Source organism: Pseudovibrio sp. Ad37, assembly GCF_001623075.1.
GTDB lineage: Bacteria > Pseudomonadota > Alphaproteobacteria > Rhizobiales > Stappiaceae > Pseudovibrio.
Window position 1 is genome coordinate 1 of record NZ_LMCF01000129.1, and the last position, 23535, is coordinate 23535.

At 51.9% G+C, this 23535-nt stretch carries 18 protein-coding genes and 2 pseudogenes; 12 read left to right on the top strand and 8 right to left on the bottom strand.

What is annotated here, in order from left to right; translation table 11 throughout:
- The coding region (locus tag PsAD37_RS28415) for a transposase (protein ID WP_193778295.1) at positions 1 to 487 on the bottom strand (487 nt) is incomplete at its 3' end.
- A gap of 112 nt (positions 488 to 599) precedes the next feature.
- Here PsAD37_RS28415 and PsAD37_RS17540 point away from each other — a divergent pair.
- The 6 genes and pseudogenes from PsAD37_RS17540 to PsAD37_RS17570 form a co-directional block, all read left to right on the top strand.
- Positions 600 to 2501: pseudogene (locus tag PsAD37_RS17540) on the top strand (Tn3 family transposase); the annotation flags it as partial.
- Between the two features lie 378 nt (positions 2502 to 2879).
- Complete coding sequence (gene fabI, locus PsAD37_RS17545; RefSeq protein WP_063297256.1) at positions 2880 to 3644, top strand: enoyl-ACP reductase FabI; 765 nt, start codon at positions 2880 to 2882, stop codon at positions 3642 to 3644.
- 19 nt (positions 3645 to 3663) lie between these two features.
- Positions 3664 to 5943: a DUF3141 domain-containing protein gene (locus PsAD37_RS17550; protein ID WP_063297257.1), complete on the top strand. Its 2280-nt coding sequence runs from the start codon at positions 3664 to 3666 to the stop codon at positions 5941 to 5943.
- Between the two features lie 9 nt (positions 5944 to 5952).
- Positions 5953 to 7335, top strand: coding sequence for a bifunctional enoyl-CoA hydratase/phosphate acetyltransferase (locus PsAD37_RS17555; RefSeq protein WP_063297258.1), 1383 nt, complete (start codon positions 5953 to 5955; stop codon positions 7333 to 7335).
- Positions 7332 to 8492, top strand: a complete 1161-nt coding sequence (locus PsAD37_RS17560) for an acetate/propionate family kinase (protein WP_063297259.1) — start codon at positions 7332 to 7334, stop codon at positions 8490 to 8492. The genes PsAD37_RS17555 and PsAD37_RS17560 overlap by 4 nt, the downstream gene beginning before the upstream one ends.
- A gap of 860 nt (positions 8493 to 9352) precedes the next feature.
- Positions 9353 to 9835: a GNAT family N-acetyltransferase gene (locus tag PsAD37_RS17570; protein WP_063297261.1), complete on the top strand. Its 483-nt coding sequence runs from the start codon at positions 9353 to 9355 to the stop codon at positions 9833 to 9835.
- A gap of 103 nt (positions 9836 to 9938) precedes the next feature.
- Here PsAD37_RS17570 and PsAD37_RS28860 read toward each other — a convergent pair whose 3' ends face one another.
- The gene (locus PsAD37_RS28860; RefSeq protein ID WP_063297262.1) at positions 9939 to 10268 is read right to left on the bottom strand and encodes a LysR family transcriptional regulator; all 330 of its coding nucleotides are present in this window, start codon (positions 10266 to 10268) and stop codon (positions 9939 to 9941) included.
- A gap of 103 nt (positions 10269 to 10371) precedes the next feature.
- Here PsAD37_RS28860 and PsAD37_RS29205 point away from each other — a divergent pair.
- The 4 genes and pseudogenes from PsAD37_RS29205 to PsAD37_RS17595 all read left to right on the top strand — a co-directional run bounded on the left by PsAD37_RS29205 (position 10372) and on the right by PsAD37_RS17595 (position 14777).
- Positions 10372 to 10977, top strand: a pseudogene (locus tag PsAD37_RS29205) (NAD(P)H-dependent oxidoreductase).
- Between the two features lie 657 nt (positions 10978 to 11634).
- Complete coding sequence (locus PsAD37_RS17585; protein ID WP_063297263.1) at positions 11635 to 12696, top strand: helix-turn-helix domain-containing protein; 1062 nt, start codon at positions 11635 to 11637, stop codon at positions 12694 to 12696.
- 405 nt (positions 12697 to 13101) lie between these two features.
- On the top strand, positions 13102 to 14055 hold the full coding sequence (locus PsAD37_RS17590) for a N(4)-(beta-N-acetylglucosaminyl)-L-asparaginase (protein WP_063297264.1): 954 nt from the start codon (positions 13102 to 13104) through the stop codon (positions 14053 to 14055).
- Positions 14052 to 14777 carry a copper homeostasis protein CutC gene (locus tag PsAD37_RS17595; RefSeq protein ID WP_063297265.1) on the top strand — a complete coding sequence of 242 codons (726 nt, stop codon included), beginning with the start codon at positions 14052 to 14054 and terminating at the stop codon, positions 14775 to 14777. The genes PsAD37_RS17590 and PsAD37_RS17595 overlap by 4 nt, the downstream gene beginning before the upstream one ends.
- A 67-nt stretch (positions 14778 to 14844) precedes the next feature.
- Here PsAD37_RS17595 and PsAD37_RS17600 read toward each other — a convergent pair whose 3' ends face one another.
- The 5 genes from PsAD37_RS17600 to PsAD37_RS17620 form a co-directional block, all read right to left on the bottom strand.
- On the bottom strand, positions 14845 to 15966 hold the full coding sequence (locus PsAD37_RS17600; protein WP_208991941.1) for a polysaccharide biosynthesis/export family protein: 1122 nt from the start codon (positions 15964 to 15966) through the stop codon (positions 14845 to 14847).
- Positions 15967 to 16229: 263 nt separating this feature from the next.
- Positions 16230 to 16610 carry a RidA family protein gene (locus tag PsAD37_RS17605; RefSeq protein ID WP_057461419.1) on the bottom strand — a complete coding sequence of 127 codons (381 nt, stop codon included), beginning with the start codon at positions 16608 to 16610 and terminating at the stop codon, positions 16230 to 16232.
- A 13-nt stretch (positions 16611 to 16623) separates the two neighbouring features.
- Entirely contained in the window at positions 16624 to 17478 is an 855-nt protein-coding gene (pdxY, locus tag PsAD37_RS17610; RefSeq protein WP_063297267.1) for a pyridoxal kinase PdxY, read from the bottom strand.
- Between the two features lie 72 nt (positions 17479 to 17550).
- Positions 17551 to 18828, bottom strand: coding sequence for a tryptophan permease (gene mtr / locus PsAD37_RS17615; protein ID WP_063297268.1), 1278 nt, complete (start codon positions 18826 to 18828; stop codon positions 17551 to 17553).
- Positions 18829 to 18910: 82 nt separating this feature from the next.
- Positions 18911 to 20311 (bottom strand): tryptophanase, encoded by a 1401-nt coding sequence (locus PsAD37_RS17620; RefSeq protein WP_063297269.1) that lies wholly within the window; start codon positions 20309 to 20311, stop codon positions 18911 to 18913.
- A gap of 1584 nt (positions 20312 to 21895) precedes the next feature.
- Here PsAD37_RS17620 and PsAD37_RS17625 point away from each other — a divergent pair.
- Both PsAD37_RS17625 and PsAD37_RS17630 read left to right on the top strand, forming a co-directional pair.
- On the top strand, positions 21896 to 22963 hold the full coding sequence (locus PsAD37_RS17625) for an Ig-like domain-containing protein (RefSeq protein ID WP_193778296.1): 1068 nt from the start codon (positions 21896 to 21898) through the stop codon (positions 22961 to 22963).
- A gap of 38 nt (positions 22964 to 23001) precedes the next feature.
- On the top strand, positions 23002 to 23376 hold the full coding sequence (locus PsAD37_RS17630; RefSeq protein WP_063297271.1) for an Ig-like domain-containing protein: 375 nt from the start codon (positions 23002 to 23004) through the stop codon (positions 23374 to 23376).
- Between the two features lie 17 nt (positions 23377 to 23393).
- Here the strand turns inward: PsAD37_RS17630 and PsAD37_RS27725 are convergent.
- Positions 23394 to 23535, bottom strand: a 142-nt coding sequence (locus tag PsAD37_RS27725) for an integrase core domain-containing protein (protein ID WP_153039653.1), incomplete at its 5' end; no start/stop codon positions are given.

The following is a 23535-nucleotide window of genomic DNA, read 5'->3' on the forward strand; positions in this document are numbered from 1 at the left end:
CAAACACAAAGGGTTTACGGCTGTGGCACAGACGGAAATGGGCAACCTTTATCTTCTGAGCAACACCGCCCAGCACAACATGTTCTTCACTCCAGTCAAATTGAAGCGCATCCCCAGGTTGAAACTGCAGCGGGATAAACGCCTCACCAGACCACGGTTTAGCTCGCTTCAGATCACGGATAAAACGTTGAACCGGAGAATAAGAGCCCGTATATCCCTCAAGAACCAACTGCTCATAGAGCTGTAAGGCTGTCCGGCGCTCCCGCCGTGGGCGCTTCTGCTCCAGTTCATACCATTCCAATAAACGGCTTTCAAAAGCAGCCAGCTTGTGACGGATCGGGGAAACCTGACGTTGATAACGCGGCGGCGATGCATCACTAACATATTTTCTGATTGTATTGCGCGATAAACCAGTCTCCCGACTGACCGACCGGACACTTCGACCATCCCGTAAAACAAGACGGCGGATCTTGGCTGCACTTTCCATCAATATCACCCGTTCATGCCCCGCGCTAAATGCACGGATCCTAACAAACAGGTGGGTCAATCTTAAACGCTCATAACCCACCTAACCGGGTCAATTTTGCATGCCGATTCACAAGCTAGAGCAAGCGCAGCAAGGTGTGAGCTCGCTTGTAGCACAAAATGATGCTTCCGTTCTTACCCTGGCTGCTGCTCACTATGGAACATTACGAAAGTACGCAGGCTCTTTCCTCAAGGCTTTTGAGTTTCGCTCTGCTCGTCGGTATGATCCATTGCTTACTGCCATCGATACGCTGCGGAAGATGTATGCTGAGGGACGGCGCGTTCTGCCTCGCCCTGTACCCAGTTCTCATTTTAGGAATTCGGAACACCGTTTGATTTTCAGTCAAGAAAAGCCGGATCGACGTCTTTATGAGATCGCGACTTTGGCCGTTTTGCGTGATCGCCTTCGTTCTGGAGATGTCTGGGTCGAAGGTAGCCGGTCGTATCGCCCTATCAAAGAGCACTTGATGCCGCCCGCTCAGTTTGCTCAGCTCAAAGACAACAACGATCTTGCCCTTGGCGTTCCGTTAGATGGTGCAGCGTGGCTATCGAAGATGCAGGAACAGCTTGACTTCAACATCAAGCAGCTGGCCTACCGAGCACGCAATGGCAAGCTGAAGGACGTCCGACTGGAGAACGGTACACTCATCGTCACTCCTCAGGCCAGCGATGTTCCTTCAGGCGTTGAGGAGCTGAACGAGGAACTCACGCAGATGTATCCGCATGTAGAAGTGCCCGATCTTTTGCGGGATGTGCATGAATGGACCGGTTTTGCAGATCAGTTCACCCATGTGCGCACTGGGGATGCACCACACAACATTACGACCATGCTGGCAGGCACGCTGGCGGACGCCACAAACCTTGGCCCCAAAAGGATGGCTGGAGCCTCAAAAGGGATCAGCGCTCATCAAATTGGTTGGATGAGGATGTTCCATGCCAGGTCCGAGACCTACCGGGCTGCACAGGCTTGCATCGCAAATGCCCACGCCCTGCATCCCCACAGCCTGCTTTGGGGCAGCGGGTCTACCGCTTCAGCTGATGGTCAGTTCTTCCGCGCCAGCGACCGGGCTGAAAAGCTTGGAGATGTAAACCTTCATTATAGCAATGAGCCTGGTTCGAAATTTTATAGCCACTTATCCGATCAATATGGGTATTTCGGCATCTTGCCCATCAGTCCGACAGAAAGTGAGGCCTTATATGTGCTTGATGGACTGTATGACCATGAAACCCGCTTAGAAATTGAAGAGATCTTTACTGACACGGGAGGTGCGAGTGATCACGTATTTGCATTACTTATGCTGACTGGACATCGGTTCTCACCGCGACTGCGGAACCTGAAAACCCGAAAGATCCATGCCTTTGAAAAGGCTGAGACCTATCCGGCTCTCGCCAGCCATATTGGTACTCCAATCAACACTACTCTCATTCTGGATCATTGGGAGGATCTGCTGCATCTGGCAGCTTCTGTGACAACAAGAGCAGTGTCTCCGTCAACCATACTGAAGAAGCTGGCCTCTTCGTCAAAGCCCAGCCTTCTTGCCAAAGCCCTGCGAGAACTGGGCCGTTTGGAACGCTCGCTGTTTATGATCGAATGGTATTCTGATCCTGCCTTACGGCAACGCTGCAGAGCAGGCCTCAACAAAGGTGAAGCGGCTCACAAGCTCAAACGAGCGGTATTCTTCCATGAACGCGGTGAGATCCGCGATCGCTCATTTGACGGCCAGGCATTTCGTGCCTCAGGTCTCAACCTTGTCGTCAGTGCTATTGTTTACTGGAACACGGTTTATCTCAGCCGCATCGTCCAACACCTCCGCGATCAAGGTCGAGATATTCCCAACACCCTGCTCAAGCACATTTCCCCTCTCGCATGGGAGCACATCAATCTGACAGGTATCTATTCCTGGGATAGCGAGCTTGCATTTAATGATACCTACAGACCTCTACGACTTCCGAGACCAATATCAGACGCAGCCTGATGTTCTAGCTCTGTTCTTTCTTAGCGTACGATTTTTAGCAAATCTTGTTCTGGCCCCCATAGGCGTGGACCACTTCAAAGGGGGAGGCTCACTGCGTCTGTGCTGACAGGCACTCAGCTCTGGTCGCCAACCGAAAAAAGTAAATGACGGACGCATTTGTCTTGGAAAACTAGGTTGCTCGACACCTACTGAGAAATGACTTAAAATTAATTACAAAATTACTTAATTACATAAATAGTCACTCTTTGAATATTTCAATCACCCAATTTATTTACTAGATTTCGCACCTTGGTTTTCCTTATTTCTCCTGTATAGCTATTTCTAGTCTTGTTGTTTTCCTTCCAAATGACAGGTTTCAACCAACAGGGTAATGACCGCATGTTTTCATTGAAGGGCAAGAAAGCCCTTATTGTTGGGGTGGCGAATAGCCAGTCCATAGCATGGGGATGCGCCAAAGCCATGAAGGCACAGGGCGCAGAACTGGCTCTTACATACCTGAATGACAAAGCGAAAAAGCATGTGGCCCCACTGGCAGAAGAAGCCGATGCAGCCATTTTTGCGCCGCTGGATGTGACGAAACCTGACGAGGTGGATGCTCTTTACCAGCAAATCGAGCAGGTCTGGGGTTCGCTGGACATTTTGCTGCACTCCATCGCCTTTTGCCCGCAGGCTGACCTGCATGGCCGCGTGGTGGATTGCTCGGCAGAGGGGTTTGGCGTGGCCATGGACATTTCCGTGCACTCCTTCCTGCGCCTCATCCGCAAATCAGAACCGCTGATGCGTTCCGGGTCCAGCGTCATGACCGTGACGTTCCATGGCTCGGAAAAGGTGATCAGCCACTACAACATCATGGGTCCGGTGAAAGCCGCGCTGGAAAGCACCACGCGCTATGTGGCAGCTGAACTGGGCCAGAAGGGCATCTCCGTCAACGCGCTGTCCCCCGGCCCGCTGGCAACACGCGCCGCCAGCGGCATTGCCAGCTTTGACGAGATGCTGGCCGATGCAACGCAGCGTGCCCCCACTCGAAAACTCGCAAGTATTGAAGACATTGGCGCATATGCCGCCTTTCTGGCCAGTGATGAAGCCCGAAACATCACAGGCGTGGTTCACCCCATTGACGGTGGTTACCGCATCATTGGTTAGGCAGGCACCGAGGTAGATTATGCAAGTAGAACTCTTTAGCAAGCGAACCGCCGAGTACTTTGCGGCTCTCACAGAACAGAACCAGTTTTTGCAAGTCGCCAACTCACGACGCTCCACGCGCCTGATGAACGACCTTCAGAAGAAACAGGCCAAATCAAAAACCAAAAGCGACGCACTAGCCGCATCCTGGGGCCCGTACGACACGCCCAAGAAGATGCTGGATGCCTGGTCGCATTATCTCAAGGAATCCAGCGAACGCGCCATCCTGACCATGGATGCCCTGCGCGAAGCCAGTGACACATACTTTGACCACATGGCCAAGGGTTGTCCTCCTGTTCTCATTTATGATTACGAGGTGGTTGTTGAGGGCCGCAACCTACCGCGCCCCTGCAACTACATGCTTTTGAAGATCATTCCGCCTGAGGGCGTGGAAGTGCTGGACTGGAAGCGCCCCTATGTGATCATCGACCCGCGTGCTGGCCACGGCGCAGGCATTGGCGGGTTCAAGAATGACAGTCAGGTGGGGGTTGCCCTGCGTGACGGACACCCCGTGTACTTCGTCGCCTTTCATCCAATGCCAGAGCCCAATCAGGAGCTGTCACACGTCACCCATGCCGAAGCGGCCTTCCTGCGCGAGATCATCTCACGCCACCCAGACAGCCCCAAACCCATCGTGGTTGGTAACTGTCAGGGAGGGTGGGCAACAGCTATTCTGGCCGCGGTCTATCCGGATCTGGTGGGCCCGATTGTGCTCAACGGTGCGCCCATGTCGTACTGGAGTGGTAAATTGGGGCAAGATCCCATGCGGTACTCAGCAGGTCTAACCGGCGGCGTTGTGCCTGCGCTATTTTCTGCAGATCTGGGCAATGGTCTGTTTGACGGTGCCAATCTGGTGCAGAATTTCGAGATGCTGAATCCGGGTCGCAATTGGTTCCGCAAGTACTACGATTTGTACACCAATATCGATAGCAGCGAAGAACGTTATCTAGAATTTCAGAAGTGGTGGAGCGGCTTCTATTACATGACGGAGGAGGAGTTCCGCTGGATTCTGGATAATCTTTTCATCGGCAACAAGCTGGCGAAAAACGAAGCGTTTCTGGAACCGGGACGCCCCATTGACCTGAAGACCATCAAGTCGCCCATCATCGTTTTCTCCTCTTATGGTGATAACATTACGCCGCCAAACCAGGCACTCAATTGGATTGCCGATACCTATACGGATGAAGCGGAGATCGAAATCCTAGGCCAGCGTATCCTTTATATGCTGCATGATCAGGTCGGGCATCTGGGCATCTTCGTGTCCTCCAGCATTGCCAAGCGCGAGCATACGCAGGTTGCGTCTACGCTGAAGACAATCGAAGCCTTACCTCCGGGACTCTATAAGCTCCAGATCGAGGAACAGACGGGCAAAGGCTGTGATGCCAAGTTCAAGGTGAGTTTTGCCCGCAAGACTATTGATGAAATGCTACTGGAAACCGGCGAGCGCATTGACGAAAAAACCTTTGCCGGTGTCGCACGTTTCTCGGAGAGTCTGGAAGATGTGTATGACAGCACACTTGGCCCTGTGTTGAAGACCATTAACAGCCCGCAAACGGCAGATGCAACGCGAGATTTGCACCCCATGCGGCTGACAAATGGTGCTTTTGCCTCCACCAATCCCTTCATGTTCTGGCCCACAATGGCCGCTGCAGCGGTCAAGGAGAACCACACACCAAACATGGCCAAAACGCCTTTCCATTATTGGGAGGAACTGATGGCCGACAGCATTGAATATGGTTGGGATGCGCTGAAGGACATGCGCGAAGCCTTCATTGAAAACAGCTTCCTCACCTTCTGGGCCTCACCGCCCGCAGTGGAATACGGCAAGGCCTTGTCCTTCCGCCGGCCAAAGGTGCCAATGCAAGATCTGCACAGCCTGACCAGCATTCAGAACGCACTCAAGAAGATCGAGAAGGGCGGGGCAGCTGCAGCCATCGTGCGTATTGTGTTGATGATTGCCGACACACGCACCGAAGTGCGCGGCGAAAAGCTGGAGCGGTTCAACGAAGTGCTGACCACATGGGCACCGTTTAAATCCATGGATCCGAAAGAGCGCAATTTCCTCATTCACGATCAGACGCTCATTTCCCGTTTCGAAATGGAAGCAGGGTATAATGCCTTGCCGGTTCTGTTGAAAAGCGAGAAGGACAAAACCTTTGCGTACAAAGCGGTGTCTTACATCATCGGCAAGGAAGAGAATATGGCGCCGACGTCACTGGAACTGTGGCACTGTCTGAAGAAATCGCTCAAATGGGGTTAGGAAGGTTTGATGACAACAACCTACAAGAATACTCCGTATGACCAGATCGAAGTTGGCATGGAAGCCATTTACGAGCGGACCTGCTCTGCGGATGACTTTTACGTCTCCGCCCATGCCTCCGGCGACCTCAACCCTATCCACCTGCCCAAGGAAGATCGGGACGGAGACGGCGACTTTGAAGGCGTCGCCCCCTCCCTCTGGGTTGCCAGCCTGATCTCTGCCGTGCTGGGCAATCAGATGCCCGGGCCGGGCACGCTCTACAAAAGCCAGAGTCTGCGCTTTCTGGGCCGTGCCTATGAGGGAGACCATCTGACAGCCCGCGTGAAAGTGACGGAAAAGCTGCCCGATTACATCGTGACACTGCAAACCACCGTGGAACGTGCGGACGGTCAGGTGATTGTGGAAGGCGAGGCCGAGGTTATCGCCCCGCGCACCAGCCAAATCGCCAAGGCCGTCAGCTTGCCGGGTCTGACCGTGCGCAGTCATGAGCACTTCGATAGACTGCTGGATCAGGCCCGCCCGTTGCCACCTCTCATCACCGCCGTTGTGGCGCCAGAAGACCGCAAGTCACTGGGCGGCGCTCTGCTGGCTGCAGAAAACACGTTGATCGAGCCGGTCCTGATTGGCTCTCGCGAAAAGATCGAGGATGCCGCAGAGCGTCTTGGCAAAGATCTGGCCCACTGCGATATCATTGACGTTGCAAGCCACAGTCAGGCGGCAGCACAGGCCGTGGCCATGGTGCGCGAAGGCAAAGCACAGGCCATCATGAAAGGCCAACTCCACACCGACGTGTTGTTGGCGGAGATCGTGAAACGGGATGTGGGCCTGCGCACTGACAATCGCCTCAGCCATGTGTTTGTGATGGATGTGCCGGGATTGGACCATTTGCTGTTTATCACCGATGCGGCCATCAACATCTCACCGGATCTGGAAACCAAGGTGGATATTGTCCAAAACGCCATCAATCTGGCACTGGCCCTTGGACAGCAACAGCCCAAGGTGGGCATCCTTTCAGCCGTGGAAACGGTGAACACCAAAATCCCCTCGACCATGGATGCAGCGATCCTTTCCAAAATGGCAGAACGCGGCCAGATCAAGGGCGGCATCGTGGATGGCCCGCTGGCCATGGACAACGCTATCGACATTGATGCTGCGGTAACAAAAGGCATCACCTCCTTGGTTGCTGGTAGGGCAGATGTACTGGTTGTGCCCAATCTGGAATCTGGCAATATGCTAGCCAAGGAACTGGCCTTTGTTGCCCATGCAGAAGTGTGCGGAGTGGTTATGGGCGCCCGCTGTCCGGTGATCCTCACCAGCCGTGCAGATGACGACAAGGCCCGGTTAATGTCTTGCGCTGTTGCGCTTCTTTACGCTGCGAGCCAAAAAACATGAGTTTTTATTTTACGCTCAATACCGGATCGTCCTCCGTCAAGTTCGCACTTTACAAAGCGCAGGCTGAGCCTGACCTTTTCATCTCCGGCATTGTTGAGCGTCTGGGCCCTTCTGCCCGCTTGAAGATGCAGACACCCGGCGAGGACATCGTGCGGGAGCTGGGCACAGTTGACCATGCCAGCGCCGTCGTCGCCATCTTCGCCAAGGTGGAGCCCTACTTGCAAGGGCAGCCTGTCGTTGGCATAGGGCACCGCATCGTTCATGGCGGCAATGCCTTTTTCAAACCAACAGAGTTGACCTCTGAGGTGGTGCAGAAGCTGGAGCAGATGGTTCCGCTGGCCCCGCTACACCAGCCATACAGTCTGGCAACCATCCGCGCGTCCAAACAGGTGTTTCCGGGCGTGCTGCAGATCGGCTGTTTTGATACGGCCTTCCATGCCGGTCACACCTTCCCCAATGACGCCTTCGCCATTCCACGGCATTTTTATGAGGAAGGTGTGCGCCGCTATGGCTTCCACGGGCTTTCCTTTGATTACATCTGCAGTGAAATGCGCCGGGAACATCCCGATGTCGCCAACGGACGCCTCGTCATCGCCCATCTGGGCAACGGCGCCTCTATGTGCGCGGTGGAGGAGGGACGTTCCATCAACGCCAGCACCAGCTTTTCTGCCGTCGACGGCCTGGCTATGGGCACACGGTGCGGACGGTTGGACCCGGGCGTCATGCTCTATCTGATGCAGGAAAAAGAACTATCGGCAGCAGAAATCGAGAGCATCATCTATCGTCGCAGCGGGCTCTTGGGATTGTCAGAGGAATCTTCTGACATGCGCGTGCTGGAACATTCAGAAGAACTGTTTTCCAAGCAAGCCATCAACTACTATTGCTACCAGATCCGCCGCGAGGTGGGTGCCATGGCCGCCACTCTGGAAGGCATCGACGCCCTAATCTTCAGCGCTGGCATTGGCGAGAATTCAGCTCGGGTGCGGTCCAGCGTATGCGAACCACTGGAGTTTCTCGGCATCACCATCGATCAGGAAAAGAACATGGCTAACGCACCGGAAATCGGGACCGGACCGGTACGCGTCTTCATCATGCCCACCAACGAGGAGCAGGTGATTGCACGGGCCGTTGCAGAAGCTACGGCGAAAACTCAATGAGTTATTTCATCCTGCAGTCATCCGACGACCAGAATAGCCGCCGCGACTACTCCCCAAAAAAGGATGAAACACAAAAAATAATTAAAAAACACACCGAGATTGGCTCTCGCTTCGCTCGAACTTCATGCTTGAACGATGCCAACAATCGGTAAGCCTAAAGCTGCAAACGAACCCAACATTGCGACCGTTATCAAAAAACCCAGCATATCTCTCCTCAACGATCTCAGTATTTACTTGCATCAAATCATGGCTTGCTTGCATAAATCAATCACTGATTGCAAATTAAAAATTCACTCTTTATCTTTTATTTTTAATATGCACCACTAGATCTTGAGAAATACATGATTCAAAATCCATTTTTCGCCGTAAAAGCAAATTGAGGCGAAAAGCTAATCAAGGAAGGTTTTTTGTTACGCTATTCAATGATGTTGATGAGTGCCTAAAATGACAGATTTAGCAACCTACAGCCCCAGCGCAATTGATCGCCTTTTCCTTGTTGGAAGGAACATTGAACACTCCTACAGAATATCCAAAAATATAGTCGCTTTTATTTGCAAAACTACTTTATTTACCAAAAACGATAAGCACGTAATAGTTAAGTTCTCATACTCTGGAAATGTTCAATACCATAGGATCAGCCTATGTGACATGGACAAGTTTGAGTATATATTTGACACTGCAAAAAATAGCGGTGTCGAATGAAAATTCAAATATAATCAAAGCACTACCAGCCCCCTCTATACGAAATTTAGTTATTGGGTGAACTCAATAGGATAAACTATTTAGTGGACTGGAGCACAGAACAACCTCGCGGTAAACTTGTCACATATTCAATGCCGCACGTTTCAGTGAGACCCCTTATGACTGTCCTCTCGCCGACCATCACCGTCCGCCAACTCTCTCTTGATGACTATGAGGATGTCGTCACGCTCCTGAATGAGCTGACAGATGGTATTCCGCTTGTTTATGGCAAAGATGGGCCTGCGCAATTCGCCCAGCTTTTGCAACATGACGGCACCTCGCTCTTTGGGGTGGAGATTAACGACCAGGTCGTTTCCTGCGCCACGCTTCATATTATGCCCAACATGACCTATGGAGGTCGCCCTTACTGCCTTGTTGAGAACGTGGTGACGCTCCGCGCCTACCAAGGCAGAGGCTTTGGCCGGATGGTCATGGAGGCCCTGCGAGATGCCGCATGGCAAGCCAACGCCTACAAAATCATGCTCCTCACCGGACAAGACCGCGGCGCAAGAGGCTTTTACGAAAGCCTCGGCTACAAAGCCGACCAAAAACACGGCATGGTCCTGCGACAGGTGCCACCGTATAAAGCGCCTGCAAATTGACACATCTGATCATGAATGAAGCTGTTTACATCCAGCAAGATACTCAACTATAGATTGCAGCATTCATGATAAGTATCCGCAGATGATGAGCATGCTAAATAAACTACTTAAGAAACGAGCCTGGCACGTTTACGTGTGCGCAGCTGTATCTGTATTTCTCTATTTTTATTGGGAAATGCAATACATAGGATTGGGCGCGGTTTTGGCCTTCTGGCTCGCTGAGCCTCCCCCTTTGCAGGGCACGGCCTGCATCTGTCAGGGTTACAGACCGGGTGGTGCGCACGAACAACGCCGTCCCGAGCTGTTCTTCCAGCGACTTCAGCTGATGAGACACCGTGGACGGTTTGATGCCAAGTGCCACAGCAGCGCCTTTGAGGCTGCCATTCTGAGCAATGGCGTTGAACACTTCCAACATGGCAAGGGGGAGACGCATTATTCGATTCCATACATCTATCAGATCGATATTAAGGCAATTAATAGCATGGGGCCATCCGCCTATAAAGACAGCATCAGAAATTCAAAGAGGCTCTCCCCCTATGAAAATCCTCGTGCTCACCGCCCATCCCGATCTCAACAAGTCCCGCATCAACCCCTCCTGGTTTGAGGCGTTTGCCGAAACCGACGACATCACAGTGCTTGATCTGACCCGTGTCGGTGGCCCAACAATGAGTTTCAACGTTGAAGAACAGCAGCAACTCCTGCTCTCCCACGACCGCATCGTCTTCCAGTTTCCGTTTTACTGATACTCCGCTCCCCCCGTTCTTAAAGCATGGCAGGATCAGGTATTGACCTACGGCTTTGCATACGGCCCGGGCGGCAAAAAACTGGTGGGTAGAGAACTTGTGCTGGCCATCTCCACCGGGGGACCGGAAGACAGCTACCATGCAGGCGGCTACAACAACTTCAGCATGGATGAGTTGCTCAAGCCCTTTCAGCAAACGGCATTGATGACTGGCATGACTTACTTGCGCCCCTTCGTCTTTCACGGTCTGGCGGTGGTAGCAGAAGCCGCCATGGAGGCCTCTATCGCAACATTGCTTGCTCACATTCAGGACCCGGAGCTGAACCCACTCATCAAGAAAGCACGGATGGATAAGCTGCTGGAAAACGACGCCGAGTTGGCTGCCCGTGTCAGTGCCTGACCTATTTTTCTAGCCCAGTTTCAAAAGGCGAGCCTTCGTGCTCGCCTTTTTGCCGTCTCATAAAAACTGGCGCTGATGAGCCGGCTAAGGCTTTAAAATATGCAATACCTAAAAATCGATTCGATCTTTAATGAGTGTATCCGCATCCAGCCGTCCATCTCTCTTAACCTGACGTTTCAAAGCACAGCTTTGTTTTAGCAATTTGTTTCACGCCCTTGTTTTTACTGCGATCCTTTAGAAGGATAGACCTACTGTGGCATTATGGATGGGGCGACATGGCGGTGACTTTGTTTTCGGTGTCTTGATCTGTTGGTCAACACTGCATTCATTTTCAGAATTCTTTTTTTATGGCCGAGGCTTGGGGATCGCTTCCTGAATTTTGGTCATCTGAAGGCTGGAGGGACACCATTCCTGTCAGACTTAGCGTAGGACACATTGCTCAACACCGCCTTGCCTCCAACCATAAGCAGGACCACGGTATCAATGCCCGTTTTGAATCTTTTTCAACGGGAGGGGACGCAAAACTGACAGAACGGAGTGGCCTTGCCGGCCCCTTTCTCAATCGGGACTGTAGCTCCTTCGTTCTCCAGCCTTCAGGAATATTTTAAGCGCAGATTGGAATTACCACGCACAAGTTGCAGTATAGTACCGGGTAGAATGTCTGTTGAATCGAACAACTCAATGAATGAGCCAAGACCTGAGGTGATTTACCGGCCCAGCATCAACTGGGATGAATGGCGCGAGGGGGTCGCCGAAGCGACGGGAGAGGCTTGTCTGGCTTCCAACATCGCTTCACCGGATGCCTTTGGTGCGGGTGTGCGCGGATTTCGTTATAAAAGCGGTTTTGTGGCAACCATCAACGCGACCCCGCACAGGATCATCCGCTCCAGCCAGCGTATTGCCCGCGATGGTATGGACGCTGTGTTTGTGCAATTTTATGATCACACCCACAATTGCGTCACCCACATGGGCCAGGAGAGCGTGGAACTCCAGCCCGGTCATCTGATCGTGCAGGATATGGCCGAGCCGTTTGTGGTAGACCACAGCTCTTACAAGCTGATGACACTGGCTTTGCCACGGACGGCACTGGCACCTTTCCTCCATGGCGATCGCACCTATCCAACCCTATGCCTTCCCGCAACAGGCGGCTCGACCAATGCAGTGATCAACATGATGCAGCTGCTTCGCGGTCAATTGGGTTACCTGTCAGATGAGGATGTCACTGCAATCGTGGAATGCATCGCCAAGCTGATCGCCAACCAGATGAACAACGGCCCGAGAATCTCGTTTGCACTGGATGAAAACAATCAGATTGCAGCGCAGTTTTTGCAAGCCGCCGAGTATATCAGCCGGAGCTATACCAACCCACGCCTGAACAGCACAGAAGTGGCGCATCACCTCAACGTGTCTCGCACCACCCTCTACCGCCTGTTTGAGCCCATGGGCGGCTTCATGGCCTTCCTGCGTTACATCCGCATGAAGCACGCCATGCGCAAGCTGCTGCGCTCCGGAAGCGATACAGTCAAAATCCAGCAGATCGCCGAGAGCTGTGGTTTCTCGCACGCCTCCAGCTTCACCCGCAGCTTCAAAGAACACTACGGCGTTTCTCCCCGCGACATCCTGATGGACATCGCCGCCGGGCAAGACCACAAAACCCGCATCTCCAGCGGCATCTTCTCCAACTGGCTCACCTCGCTAAAAGAGTCGAAGTTGAACTGAGGGGAGCTTGATCCTCTGAGTTCAAGTTGACCCTGGGTATCACAGCGGCACAGTACCTGCGTACCTTCACAAATTGCCCGATATCCATTTCATAGAGCGGTCTAAAGTGACCAACCGAGAGGTCCGCATCATTAGGATCTGGCGTGATTTGTGGGTGAAAACATAGCAACGCAGAAAAACGCAAAAGCTTTCAAAGGAACGCACAAAACAACGCAAACGCTCACAGCTTTTGGATGCTACCAATTTTCAACGTGAATATCATCGATATTTCAGCATGTTAGATTAGCGGCGCTGATGGCAGAGACACGACATTTCCGGCTGAAGCCGGATTGGTAGCATTGACAGGGCGAGGGCATCATCAAAGAGTTACCGTGATTTATTCTCTGATAAGTTTTGAGCGGCGCAATGATCGTACTTGGTAATTCTGAAAGCTGGCCCGGCATTGGCACCACCGCCAGTCATCTACAAAATGGAGCACATGGGCTTGATGCCTTGGTGCCCGGACTATCTTTGGTGGAAGCTGAAACCAAGGTGCGCAGTGTAGGCTATGGCGGCTGGCCAAACCTGTTGGGTAACATGGAATTTGATGCCAGCGTAATGGACGGCACCACACGAGACTACGGCGCGGTTGCAGGCGTGCCGATGACGCTGGAGGTCACCCGTTTGGCAAAAGCGGTGCTCGATAACCTGCCACACACCATGCTGGTGGGCGAGGGGGCTCGCCGTTACGCAGATGAGCTTGGGTTTGCAAAGGATCCTGCCTTGCTGGAACACAGCAAACAGGTGTGGTGGCGCAAGCTGGAACAGGTGATGAGCGACGAGCAGAAAGCCGCCTTTCCCAACACGGATCTGGCACCGTTGACCAAAGCAATCACCGACCCTGAAAAGGTGCGCGACACCACCGTATTCCTTTGTAAAGACAGCCAAAAAAACATCTGCACCGCCACCTCTACATCAGGTTGGGCTTGGAAATATCCGGGGCGTGTAGGCGACTCGCCCATTCCCGGCGCAGGCTTTTATGCTGACAGCCGTTATGGCGCGGCCGCATGCACTCATACAGGTGAAATGACCATGCGCTGCGGCACCGCCCGCACCGTTGTGCTGGCCATGAAGCTCGGCATTTCGCTGGATGATGCGTTGCGGCTGGCGATCTCTGAGTTGCAGGAGCTGGAGAGCGGTTACATCGGCGGTGTTGTGATCCATGCCATTGATGCAGCGGGCAAACACCGCGTGGTCAATGTGGGGTGTGACGAGGAGATCGTCTATTGGGTCTGGACGCAGGAGCTAGGCCAACCTGAAAAACGCAAGGCCATCCGGGCAGAGGATTTGATGGCGGGTCAGATGGAGGTTCAGTCATGAAGCTGGAAGTGTGTGTTGACACCATTGCCGGGTTGAATGCTGCTGTTGCTGGCGGAGCTGACCGGATTGAGCTGTGTTCGTGCCTCGCCATGGGTGGCCTGACGCCGTCCGTTGGCCTGATGGAACTGGCAGCCAAAGCGCCCATCCCGGTCTATGCTATGATCCGCCCTCGCGGGGGTAACTTCATCTTCTCCCCACAAGAGGTGGACCAGATGAAGCGCGAAATCGATGCTGCCCGTAATACCAATTTGGCCGGTGTTGTTCTGGGCGCAAACCAACATAACAACGCACTCGACACTAACCTCTTGAATATACTGGTGGATCATGCCGGCGATCTTGGTGTAACGCTCCACCGCGTCATTGACCTTGCCCCAGATCTGATCGAGGCCACCCACGCGGCCGTCGAACTCGGCTTCGAACGCATCCTCAGTTCCGGCGGTGCTTACAAAGCGATTGATGGTATTGAGAACCTAACCGCCATGCACAAAGCCGCAACTGGCAGGCTCTCTGTGATGCCGGGGTCAGGTGTTAATACTCAGACGGCGCCCGATATCTTACAAGCTGCTGAATTTACTGAGATTCATGCAGGCTGCGGAAAAACTTATCCGCAAGACCAACGTCTGCTGGAATTTGGTTTTGAAAGCGCCGGAGAAAAACGGACCAATGAAGAATTGGTGAGATCACTCAAGACTATCCTTCAGCAAAATGCATACACCAAATAACACATTCATTTAACCCGCTGATATTTCGATAGTTTCACTTACACGACCACAGCAACTCATCGTAAAATTAAGGCACACCTGCAAGCGCAACACCAGACCGCAATGTACCGGTTACAGGAGAAATGAGGATGCTGATGAACTTGTTGACCTCAGAGACAGATGAGTTCGCCACATAGATCACATCTTTATCTCTAATTTCAAAGGCTTGCGTCAAAAACATGCCGCTTGGCTCTCTCAAATTGAGACGGTAGACAACAGGCACTGTCCCGAATTCCTCATGTTGCTCACGCGGAGGAAGCAACGGCATCATCTTTTGCCGGTCCTCAAACCGGAACAGGAAAACACCCGTCGCATCCGCAGTCCCATCATGCAAACCACCAGACATTCCAATGGCTTCCGAGAGGTTCACCCGCGAGGAAGGGAAGTCGTATTTGCGCCGGGCAACAACCGCACCAAACACAGTGAAAGATTTAGGCTGGTGTGTAATGGAGACAATGTCCTTTGGCCGAAGCCAGATATTGTTAGCTGGTTGCTCCGAAATATCGTCCAGACTAAACCGGAACTTCTTGTCATCTCTCATGACAGTAACAAACGACTCATAGTCTGGATTCCGCGTTCCACCAGCTTCTGAGATTGCCTCAACCAGACTCAGACCATCTTCATGCACACGGAACTGGCCCGGACGCATCACATCACCAATAACAATGACCTTGTGCGATCCATTTGCCTGAAGGTTTACAACCACTTGTGGATCGACAGCCTTACCCTCCAACCCACTGAGAATCTGTTCGCGAACCTCAGAGATACTCTTGTTCTCGACTTTGAGTTCCCCAACATAAGGCACGTAAATATTGCCTTGGTCGTCAACCACAAGGCCAAGCTCAGTGCGTTTTTGGCCTTGTGTTGAGAAAAGCCCATTTGGGATGGACTCCCAAATCCCAACAGAGAGCTGATCACCAACACCAACGCGGATCGTGCTTCTCTTGCCCTTGCCAACGCGGAATTCTTTGGGAGGTAAGTTACTGGCATAATTGGATAAATGCTGAACTGTCGGAACATCAACATCTAGCATGACATAGCTCAGCGACTGCGCATTACGTTGAGAAGTTGCATTCTCCACCTGATAAGCGCTTGGGCCATGTCCTGGAATTTCCGAGCACCCAACCACTGCAAGCAGCAGCGCAGGCACAACGAGCAACTCCAACCAGCGAGATATGTGCAAACATGTTTTCACATGCGGACACTGACCTATTCGAGGGCCTTCGAGTAGCCGCTGGATTTGGCCATTGCCTGTTTAACGCACTTCAATTTCAGGGTTTTTTCGTGCGCTTGTCAGCTGCTCTGATCAGAGATAATCTTACTAAGGCATTGCAAAAAAACGTCTTTGTAGCTCAACATATTGAGGGCAATGCTCGTGTTGGACCACGAGCATTGCAGGGGAAATCCTACCCGTTATGGGCAGGCAATCACTTCGATCTCGACGAGAGCGTCTTTTGGCAAACGCGCAACTTCCACACAGGACCGTGCTGGGAACGGCGCATTGTTGTCTTCAAAGAACTTGCCGTAAACTTCGTTCACGCGAGCGAAGTCATTGAGGTCCTTCACGAAAACCGTTGTCTTCTTGATGTTCTTTGCTGCAAGACCTGCTTCTTCAACAATCGCCAGACCGTTCTTCAAAGACTGAAGGGTCTGCTCAGCAACATCTGCAGGCATCTCACCGGTTTCCGGATTGATCGGCAACTGACCGGACGTGATGATCATCTGACCAAGGTTCACGCCCTGAACATACGGGCCAATTGCTGCAGGAGCTTTGGAGGTATCGATAGCTGTCATTGTTTTTCCAGTTTTATAGGCTTGTTAATTCGAACTGTTCAGATGGTGAGACGAATTCCTGTTGCGCCGCAATAGTTTGCAGCTCCCATTCGTCTTTTTCCTGCGTGGTTTTAAGCACGCCATACACCGCGTTATTACAGTGCTGGAATGCTTCTACTTCAGAAAGACCATTCAGATAACCAGCGGCAAATACAGATGTGATTAGATCTCCGACGCCAACCGGTTGGCGCTCAAACGGCAGATGCGGGCGCTGAGCCAGATAACTGCCTTGCTCGCTTGCAAACATCATGGTGAAGGCATCATCAGAAACGCTGTGCAAGTGCTTGGCCAGAACCATTTTAGGTCCAATTTCCATAGCCTTAGCGCATGCTTGTTTGGCTTGTTCCAGTGTTTCGATCGGCTCCCCAATGAACTGTGAAAGCTCGAACTGGTTGGGCACGATCACATCTGCAATCGGCATCACCTTGCTCACCAGCAACTCGGCAACACCTTCACTGACGATGCAGCCTTTGTCAGGCGCACCCATCACCGGATCACAGAAATAGAGACACTCAGGATTGTGCCGCCGGACTTCCTTCACGATGTCAACAATGACGTCACAGTGAGAAGGGCCACCAAGATACCCTGTTACAATACCTTTGATTTGAGAGAGGACATTCAGTTTTGCCAGACCCTCAAAGATTTCAGAGATCTGCTTGGCATCATGGGCCTGTCCCGTCCAACCTTGCGCATGCTGAGTGTGATTTGAAAACTGGACGGTGTTGATAGCCCAGACCTCATGCCCCATACGTTGCATTGGAAATACAGCACAGCCGTTGCCAGCATGGCCATATGTCACGTGAGATTGAATGGAGAGTATGCCTTTCATTTCAAATACCTCGTTTCGGAACTGAGGCTCACAACCGCGAGCCCCAGCGGAGCGTCATGCCATTCTCGGCGCTTATGGATAGACTGGAAGTGCGTTGAACATCCCCAGAATGTGACTGACGGCGACCAAAATGCCGAAGCCAAAGACCACCCAGACAAGAGCCTCACCACCCCAAACACGGAACTGAGGGTTGCCGAATTTCTTGCGGCTGACACGCACCATCAGAGCAGGGACGATCGCCGTCCAGACTGTTGCTGCAAGGCCAGCGTAGCCAATCGCGATGATGAAACCATCTGGAAAGAAGATGCCACCGATCAACGGAGGAACGAAGGTCACAGCTGCGGTTTTCGCACGACCTGCAGGGCTGTCATCAAACTTCAGGAAGTCCGCCAAAAAGTCGAACAAACCAAGCGCGACGCCCAGGAAGGAGCTGGCCACAGCCATGTTACCAAATGCGGACAACATGTTGGATGCAGAGGTGTTTTCTACTGCACGGCCAAGAGCTTCCACCAGTACGCCGATGTTACCACCCTGTTCGATGATTAGGCCAAAATCAGCTCGTGAGATGTTGCCCAATGTGGCAAACAGCCAGACAATGTAAAGTACCAGTGCAAGGAAAGTGCCTGTACCAAGGCAGAGTAAGATCTTCTTTGGCTCCTTGCCATAGTACTTCATCAGGCTTGGTACGTTGTGGTGATACCCGAAGGAAGCCAGGCAGAACGGCATTGCTGCGAACAAATACGGGAAGTAACTCCCCATTCCCATATTATTGTCGCTATCAAAGAAGACTGCGGCCTTCATGTTGAAGGTGTAACCAGTCACAGACATGAAGAATGTGATGATCATGCCACCAAGAAGGATGGTTGTGATGCGATCAACTGCCTTGGTAGACCACCAGACGAAGAACGCCAGACCCAGCGCAAAGATCAGACCAGCCAACATCTGCGGAGGCGCAACACCCAATGTTGCATCCAATGTGTGAACCACAATGGACCCGCCACCGGAGATGTAAGCATAGCAGAGGATGTAGCCGACAAATGCGACGGCGATGTTGTTTACGGTGTTCCATCCAGTCCCAAGAGTGTCTTTCACCATAGTATCGAAACTGGAGCCGACCGGATAATTCAGGTTTGTTTCCAATATCATAAGGCCGGAATGAAGCATACAGAACCAGGTAAAGGCCAGAGCCAGAATGGCCCAGATGCTCCACATACCAGCACTAACGGTTGGAACGGAAAACATACCAGCGCCGACTGCTGTGCCGGCGATGATCATAGCCCCGCCTAGGAAGGATGGACTGACTGTTGCAGTGGATTTTCCCAAACCACCGACTTGTGTGCCCTCAGACATTTACTTCTCTCCCGTGAAGTAGTTTTGTTATATCCGTGAGGAAAGAGGGGAGGCACAGAGCAGCGCCTCCTAAGTTGCCAAATTATTTAATTGGCTTCAGACGTGCAGTGAAGTGACGAAGCACAGGTGGCTCATATTCAAAGTCGAAGCCTTTGATGTCCTTCGCGTTTTTCGCAACGTTGATCAAAGCATCCGCGATGTAATCCATGTGGTCATTGGTGTAGACACGGCGCGGGATTGTTAGGCGCATGAGTTCCAGTGGGGACTCTTTTTGCAGGCCGGTGGCTGGATCGCGGCCAAGTAAGAATGAGCCAATTTCAACTGGGCGTACACCGGATTCCAAGTACAGTGCATTACACAAAGCCTGCGCCGGGAACTGGTCTCCCGGGATGTGCGGAACGATCTTCTTCGCGTCTACGAACACCGCGTGACCACCGGTTGGGTACTGAATTGGCACGCCGCCTTCAACGAGACGATCGCCTAAATACTTAACCTGGCCAATACGATAGTGCAGGAAGCTCTCGTCCGCACCTTCATGCATACCCCGTGCCAGCGCTTCCATGTCGCGACCGGCTAATCCCCCGTATGTTATGAAGCCTTCCATTGGGACGCAGAGGGTCTGGACGGCCTGGAACAGCTCTTTCTTCTCCCGGATGGCGCACATGCCACCGATGTTGACCAGCGGGTCTTTCTTGGCGGACATGGTGAGCATATCGCCGTAGGAGTACATTTCACGGATGATGTCGGTGATGGACTTATCCGCGTAGCCTTCCTCGCGCTGCTTGATGAAATACGCGTTTTCGCAGTAGCGGGCGGAGTCAATCACAACCGGGATGTCGTATTTCTGGCCGATCTCGTAAACAGCGCGCATGTTGGCCATGGAAACTGGCTGACCGCCGGAGCTGTTACAGGTCACTGTGGAGATGATCGCCGTGATGTTCTTCGCACCATTTTCCTTGATCGACGCTTCCAGCTTCTCAAGATCGAAGTCACCCTTCCAGTCGTAGTAAGTGGTTGTGTCATAAGCCCGTTCATCCACCACGTTGACGACTTCGCCACCGTTCAGCTCTACGTGCGCGGCTGTGGTGTCGAAGTGGTAGTTGGAGATGAACACGTGCTTGTCTGCATCACGCACTTCCTTGGCGCGACGGATCAGCGCCGGGAACAGGATCTGCTCTGCACCACGCCCCTGGTGGGTTGGCACCATATATTCATAACGGAAGAAGTGATGGACAGCTTCTTTGAGGTTGTAGAAGTTGCGGGATCCGGCATAGGCTTCATCGCCCATCATCATGCCCGCCCACTGGTAGTCAGACATGGCGCCCGTGCCGGAGTCTGTCAGCAGATCGATGTAAACGTCATCACTTGCGAGCAGGAATGGGTTGTAACCTGCTTCAGCCAATGCCTTTTCGCGGTCTGCGAAGGTGGTCATCTTGATTGGCTCAACCATTTTGATGCGGAACGGCTCAGGGATACGTTTCATTGTTTTAGTCCTTACGTCATGTTTTTACTGCGCATTCTTTATCCAAATACTGGCTCCCACCTTGGGGAACACGCAGCGGCGCACGAGTTGGGTCGCTCTCCAACCATTGGGCGCGAAAGTTTTCAAGCACCTGAAATTACAGGCGGTTATCTTGGAATTTGTATTTTGCGGCAGCAGTCACCAGGTTTGAAAGTAATACGCAGCTCACCCGTTCACTGTCAGAGACGGTGTGAGTATTTTTGCCCGATAAAGCGCAAGGGTAGATGTAGTTTTCCCGTTGCTCCAAGTAGATTAGGCGTCAAACATTCAAATTTTTAAAGGGACTGATGGGCCTGTAGGCTTATACGCACGCATTTGGGAAGTCATAGGCAAGACGAACATCTTGCGTAAACCATGCCAAACTCTTTTTATTGCGATACTGAAGAACCAGTACTGACCGGCTCATGGCCTATTCCTCATCTTTACTGCATATCATGTGATAGCAAAGGCATATGAAACCACATTCACCCATGTGTCAAGCAGCTATTCTACCTCTGTGCTACGTGATATACCCTAGAACAAGTATTTAAAGGAATATAGACTTCATAAGACATTGAGAAAGAGGATAGTTATCAATACAGATAAGTAAATAAATCTCCCATTTCTTCACATAATCTCTAATGGCATGTTCTCTTGAGGTATGTCAGACAAAAACATTTGAAACCACCTAAGAATGATGTACATAAAACGCCCTAGGAACCGCTGCTGTGGCCGTGAATTCTTGATATCTCAGAGGCAGAACCGCTCCTAAGTTTCACAGGGGTAAATTGTTCCAAGTTATTTGCGATGAAGCCTCCCTCCACGACACTTTCCAACAACCACCAACCTACCCCCGCAAGATAATTGCGCCCCACACAGTTATCCCCCTTCCACGGCAGACAAGCCCAGCTCCCAGACAGTTGATAACTTTTCCGCAAGCCGGGCATAACCTCATCGCAATCTCAAAAACCAGAACACACCATCCATGAAACCTACTCAGCATTCATCCCAAAACACCCCTACATAACAACGCGTTCTTTTGCGTTCCTTTGAGTTTTTACGGATTTCATTGTGCAGCGCGGGATGAACTACCGAGGAAGGTGAGGCCGCATGATTGAGGAACGGTAACTTAAATGGCGTTCAAACTACCAAATAGATGGGTATAAAACCGAAGCAAATTCCCAACCATCAAACTTCTATCAGCTCAAAAATAGAATACACACTTTATTTTCAGCAAGTTATTCCTGCATGTGATTTAATCTTCTCAAAATTCGTTTGTTTACCCGTATAATTTACAATTGTTATAGAAATAAAAATTGTATTATTTAAAAATAGGCAGATTTACCTGCTATCAGTAAATATAAATGTTAGATTACTTTAGATCATGGAAACTCATTTCACATGACAAATCTACTTCATAATCTTAAATGCAATTTCAAATTATTTTTTTCCAACATTTTTACCCCTCCATTTTTTGCGATTACATTTCTAAGTTTGATTTCAGCCACACCTGCGGCAGCGGCTCTTAGCTGCGATTTTCCAGATAGCGAAGGGAATGGAATCGCCGTGAACTTGACTTCGGACGCTTGCAGGGTAACAAGGCTTCCCAATAATGACGAAGCACTTATCACGGATTTTAACGCAGCAACGGGTGATGTTGTGATTGCCGTAAATACTGATGTTCCAAGCGCAGGTTTGGGAGTAAACACTCTCTCCATTGACGGCACACCGCAAACCATCGTGGCAGGGCCGAATATTTTCCTCAATAGCCTCCCAGATAATACAACAATTACGCTTACAGGAACCCACAATAATAACACTGAAAACTTCTCATTTTCGCTCATTCGCTCAGGTGGGACAGTCACTCTTTCCGGTTCAAGCAGTGGAGGTATACCTACTGCAATCTTCGTGACGTCTGGCAATAACCAAAATACTGAGATCTCGACATCTTTTTCGAACCCTCTCGTCGTCACCGTGACGGACAGTGGGGGAGACCCAGTTGCCAATGAAACTGTTACTTTCACAGCTCCCGCTACTGGCGCAAGCCTGAGTTCCGTCACTCAAACAGCAACGACGAATGCCTCTGGCGTGGCGAGTTTGAGTGCAACGGCTAATGCGACAAGTGGCAGCTATGTGGTGGAGGCGAGCGTCGGCGGTGTTGCAGCTACCGCTGATTTCTCCTTAACCAACGATACCGGGGCAGCCGCTTCGATTGTTGTGACCTGCGGTAATAACCAGAACACTGCGATCTCTTCTGCGTTCACAAATCCTCTTGTTGTGACTGTCACGGACAGTGGGGGGAACCCTGTTGCGAGTGAGACTGTAACGTTTACCGCCCCCGCCACAGGTGCAAGCCTGAGCTCTGTGACACAAACGGCGACCACAAACGCCTCTGGTGTCGCAAGCCTGAGCGTAACGGCCAACGCAACCAGTGGCGCGTACGTGGTCGAGGCGAGTGTCGGTGGTGTTGCTGCAACCGCGGACTTCTCCTTAATCAACAATACTGGTGCGGCGTCTGCTGTCTCGGTCACCTCCGGAAACAACCAGAGCACTGCAATCTCGTCTGCCTTCACTAACCCACTTGTTGTGACGGTGACCGATAGTGGGGGAACCCTGTTGCCAGCGAGACTGTAACGTTTACCGCCCCCGCCACAGGTGCGAGCCTGAGCTCTGTGACACAAACAGCGACCACAAACGCCTCTGGCGTGGCGAGCCTGAGCGTAACGGCCAACGCAACAAGTGGCGCGTATGTGGTCGAGGCAAGCATCGGCGGTGTTGTAGCAACTGCAGACTTCTCCTTGACCAACAATACCGGGGCAGCCTCTTTAGTAGCTGTGACTTCCGGAAACAACCAGAGCACAGCAATCTCGTCTGCCTTCACCAACCCACTTGTTGTGACGGTGACAGACAGTGGGGGGAACCCTGTTGCCAGTGAGACCGTGACTTTTACGGCACCCGCCACTGGAGCAAGCCTGAGCTCGGTCTCTCAAACCGCTACGACAAACGCCTCTGGCATGGCGAGTTTGGGCGTGATCAGCCCCACTTGAGTGGTCCGGTTTGAAAGTTAGTGCATGACTGGCCTTTGGTCTACTGGAATGATTACTTCAGGAGCCGGTGGGCGGAAGTTCAGCGCACTATGGGGGCGTTTGGTATTGTAGTGTATCCTCCACCTTTCGATGATTATTTGGGCTTCACGCAACGAGTAA

Bases quoted from the DNA above. Each gene is read 5' to 3' on its own strand.
- fabI (WP_063297256.1), top strand. From the start codon at position 2,880: ATGTTTTCATTGAAGGGCAAGAAAGCCCTTATTGTTGGGGTGGCGAAT.
- PsAD37_RS17550 (WP_063297257.1), top strand. From the start codon at position 3,664: ATGCAAGTAGAACTCTTTAGCAAGCGAACCGCCGAGTACTTTGCGGCT.
- PsAD37_RS17555 (WP_063297258.1), top strand. From the start codon at position 5,953: ATGACAACAACCTACAAGAATACTCCGTATGACCAGATCGAAGTTGGC.
- PsAD37_RS17560 (WP_063297259.1), top strand. From the start codon at position 7,332: ATGAGTTTTTATTTTACGCTCAATACCGGATCGTCCTCCGTCAAGTTC.
- PsAD37_RS17570 (WP_063297261.1), top strand. From the start codon at position 9,353: ATGACTGTCCTCTCGCCGACCATCACCGTCCGCCAACTCTCTCTTGAT.
- PsAD37_RS28860 (WP_063297262.1), bottom strand. From the start codon at position 10,268: ATGCGTCTCCCCCTTGCCATGTTGGAAGTGTTCAACGCCATTGCTCAG.
- PsAD37_RS17585 (WP_063297263.1), top strand. From the start codon at position 11,635: ATGTCTGTTGAATCGAACAACTCAATGAATGAGCCAAGACCTGAGGTG.
- PsAD37_RS17590 (WP_063297264.1), top strand. From the start codon at position 13,102: ATGATCGTACTTGGTAATTCTGAAAGCTGGCCCGGCATTGGCACCACC.
- PsAD37_RS17595 (WP_063297265.1), top strand. From the start codon at position 14,052: ATGAAGCTGGAAGTGTGTGTTGACACCATTGCCGGGTTGAATGCTGCT.
- PsAD37_RS17605 (WP_057461419.1), bottom strand. From the start codon at position 16,610: ATGACAGCTATCGATACCTCCAAAGCTCCTGCAGCAATTGGCCCGTAT.
- pdxY (WP_063297267.1), bottom strand. From the start codon at position 17,478: ATGAAAGGCATACTCTCCATTCAATCTCACGTGACATATGGCCATGCT.
- mtr (WP_063297268.1), bottom strand. From the start codon at position 18,828: ATGTCTGAGGGCACACAAGTCGGTGGTTTGGGAAAATCCACTGCAACA.
- PsAD37_RS17620 (WP_063297269.1), bottom strand. From the start codon at position 20,311: ATGAAACGTATCCCTGAGCCGTTCCGCATCAAAATGGTTGAGCCAATC.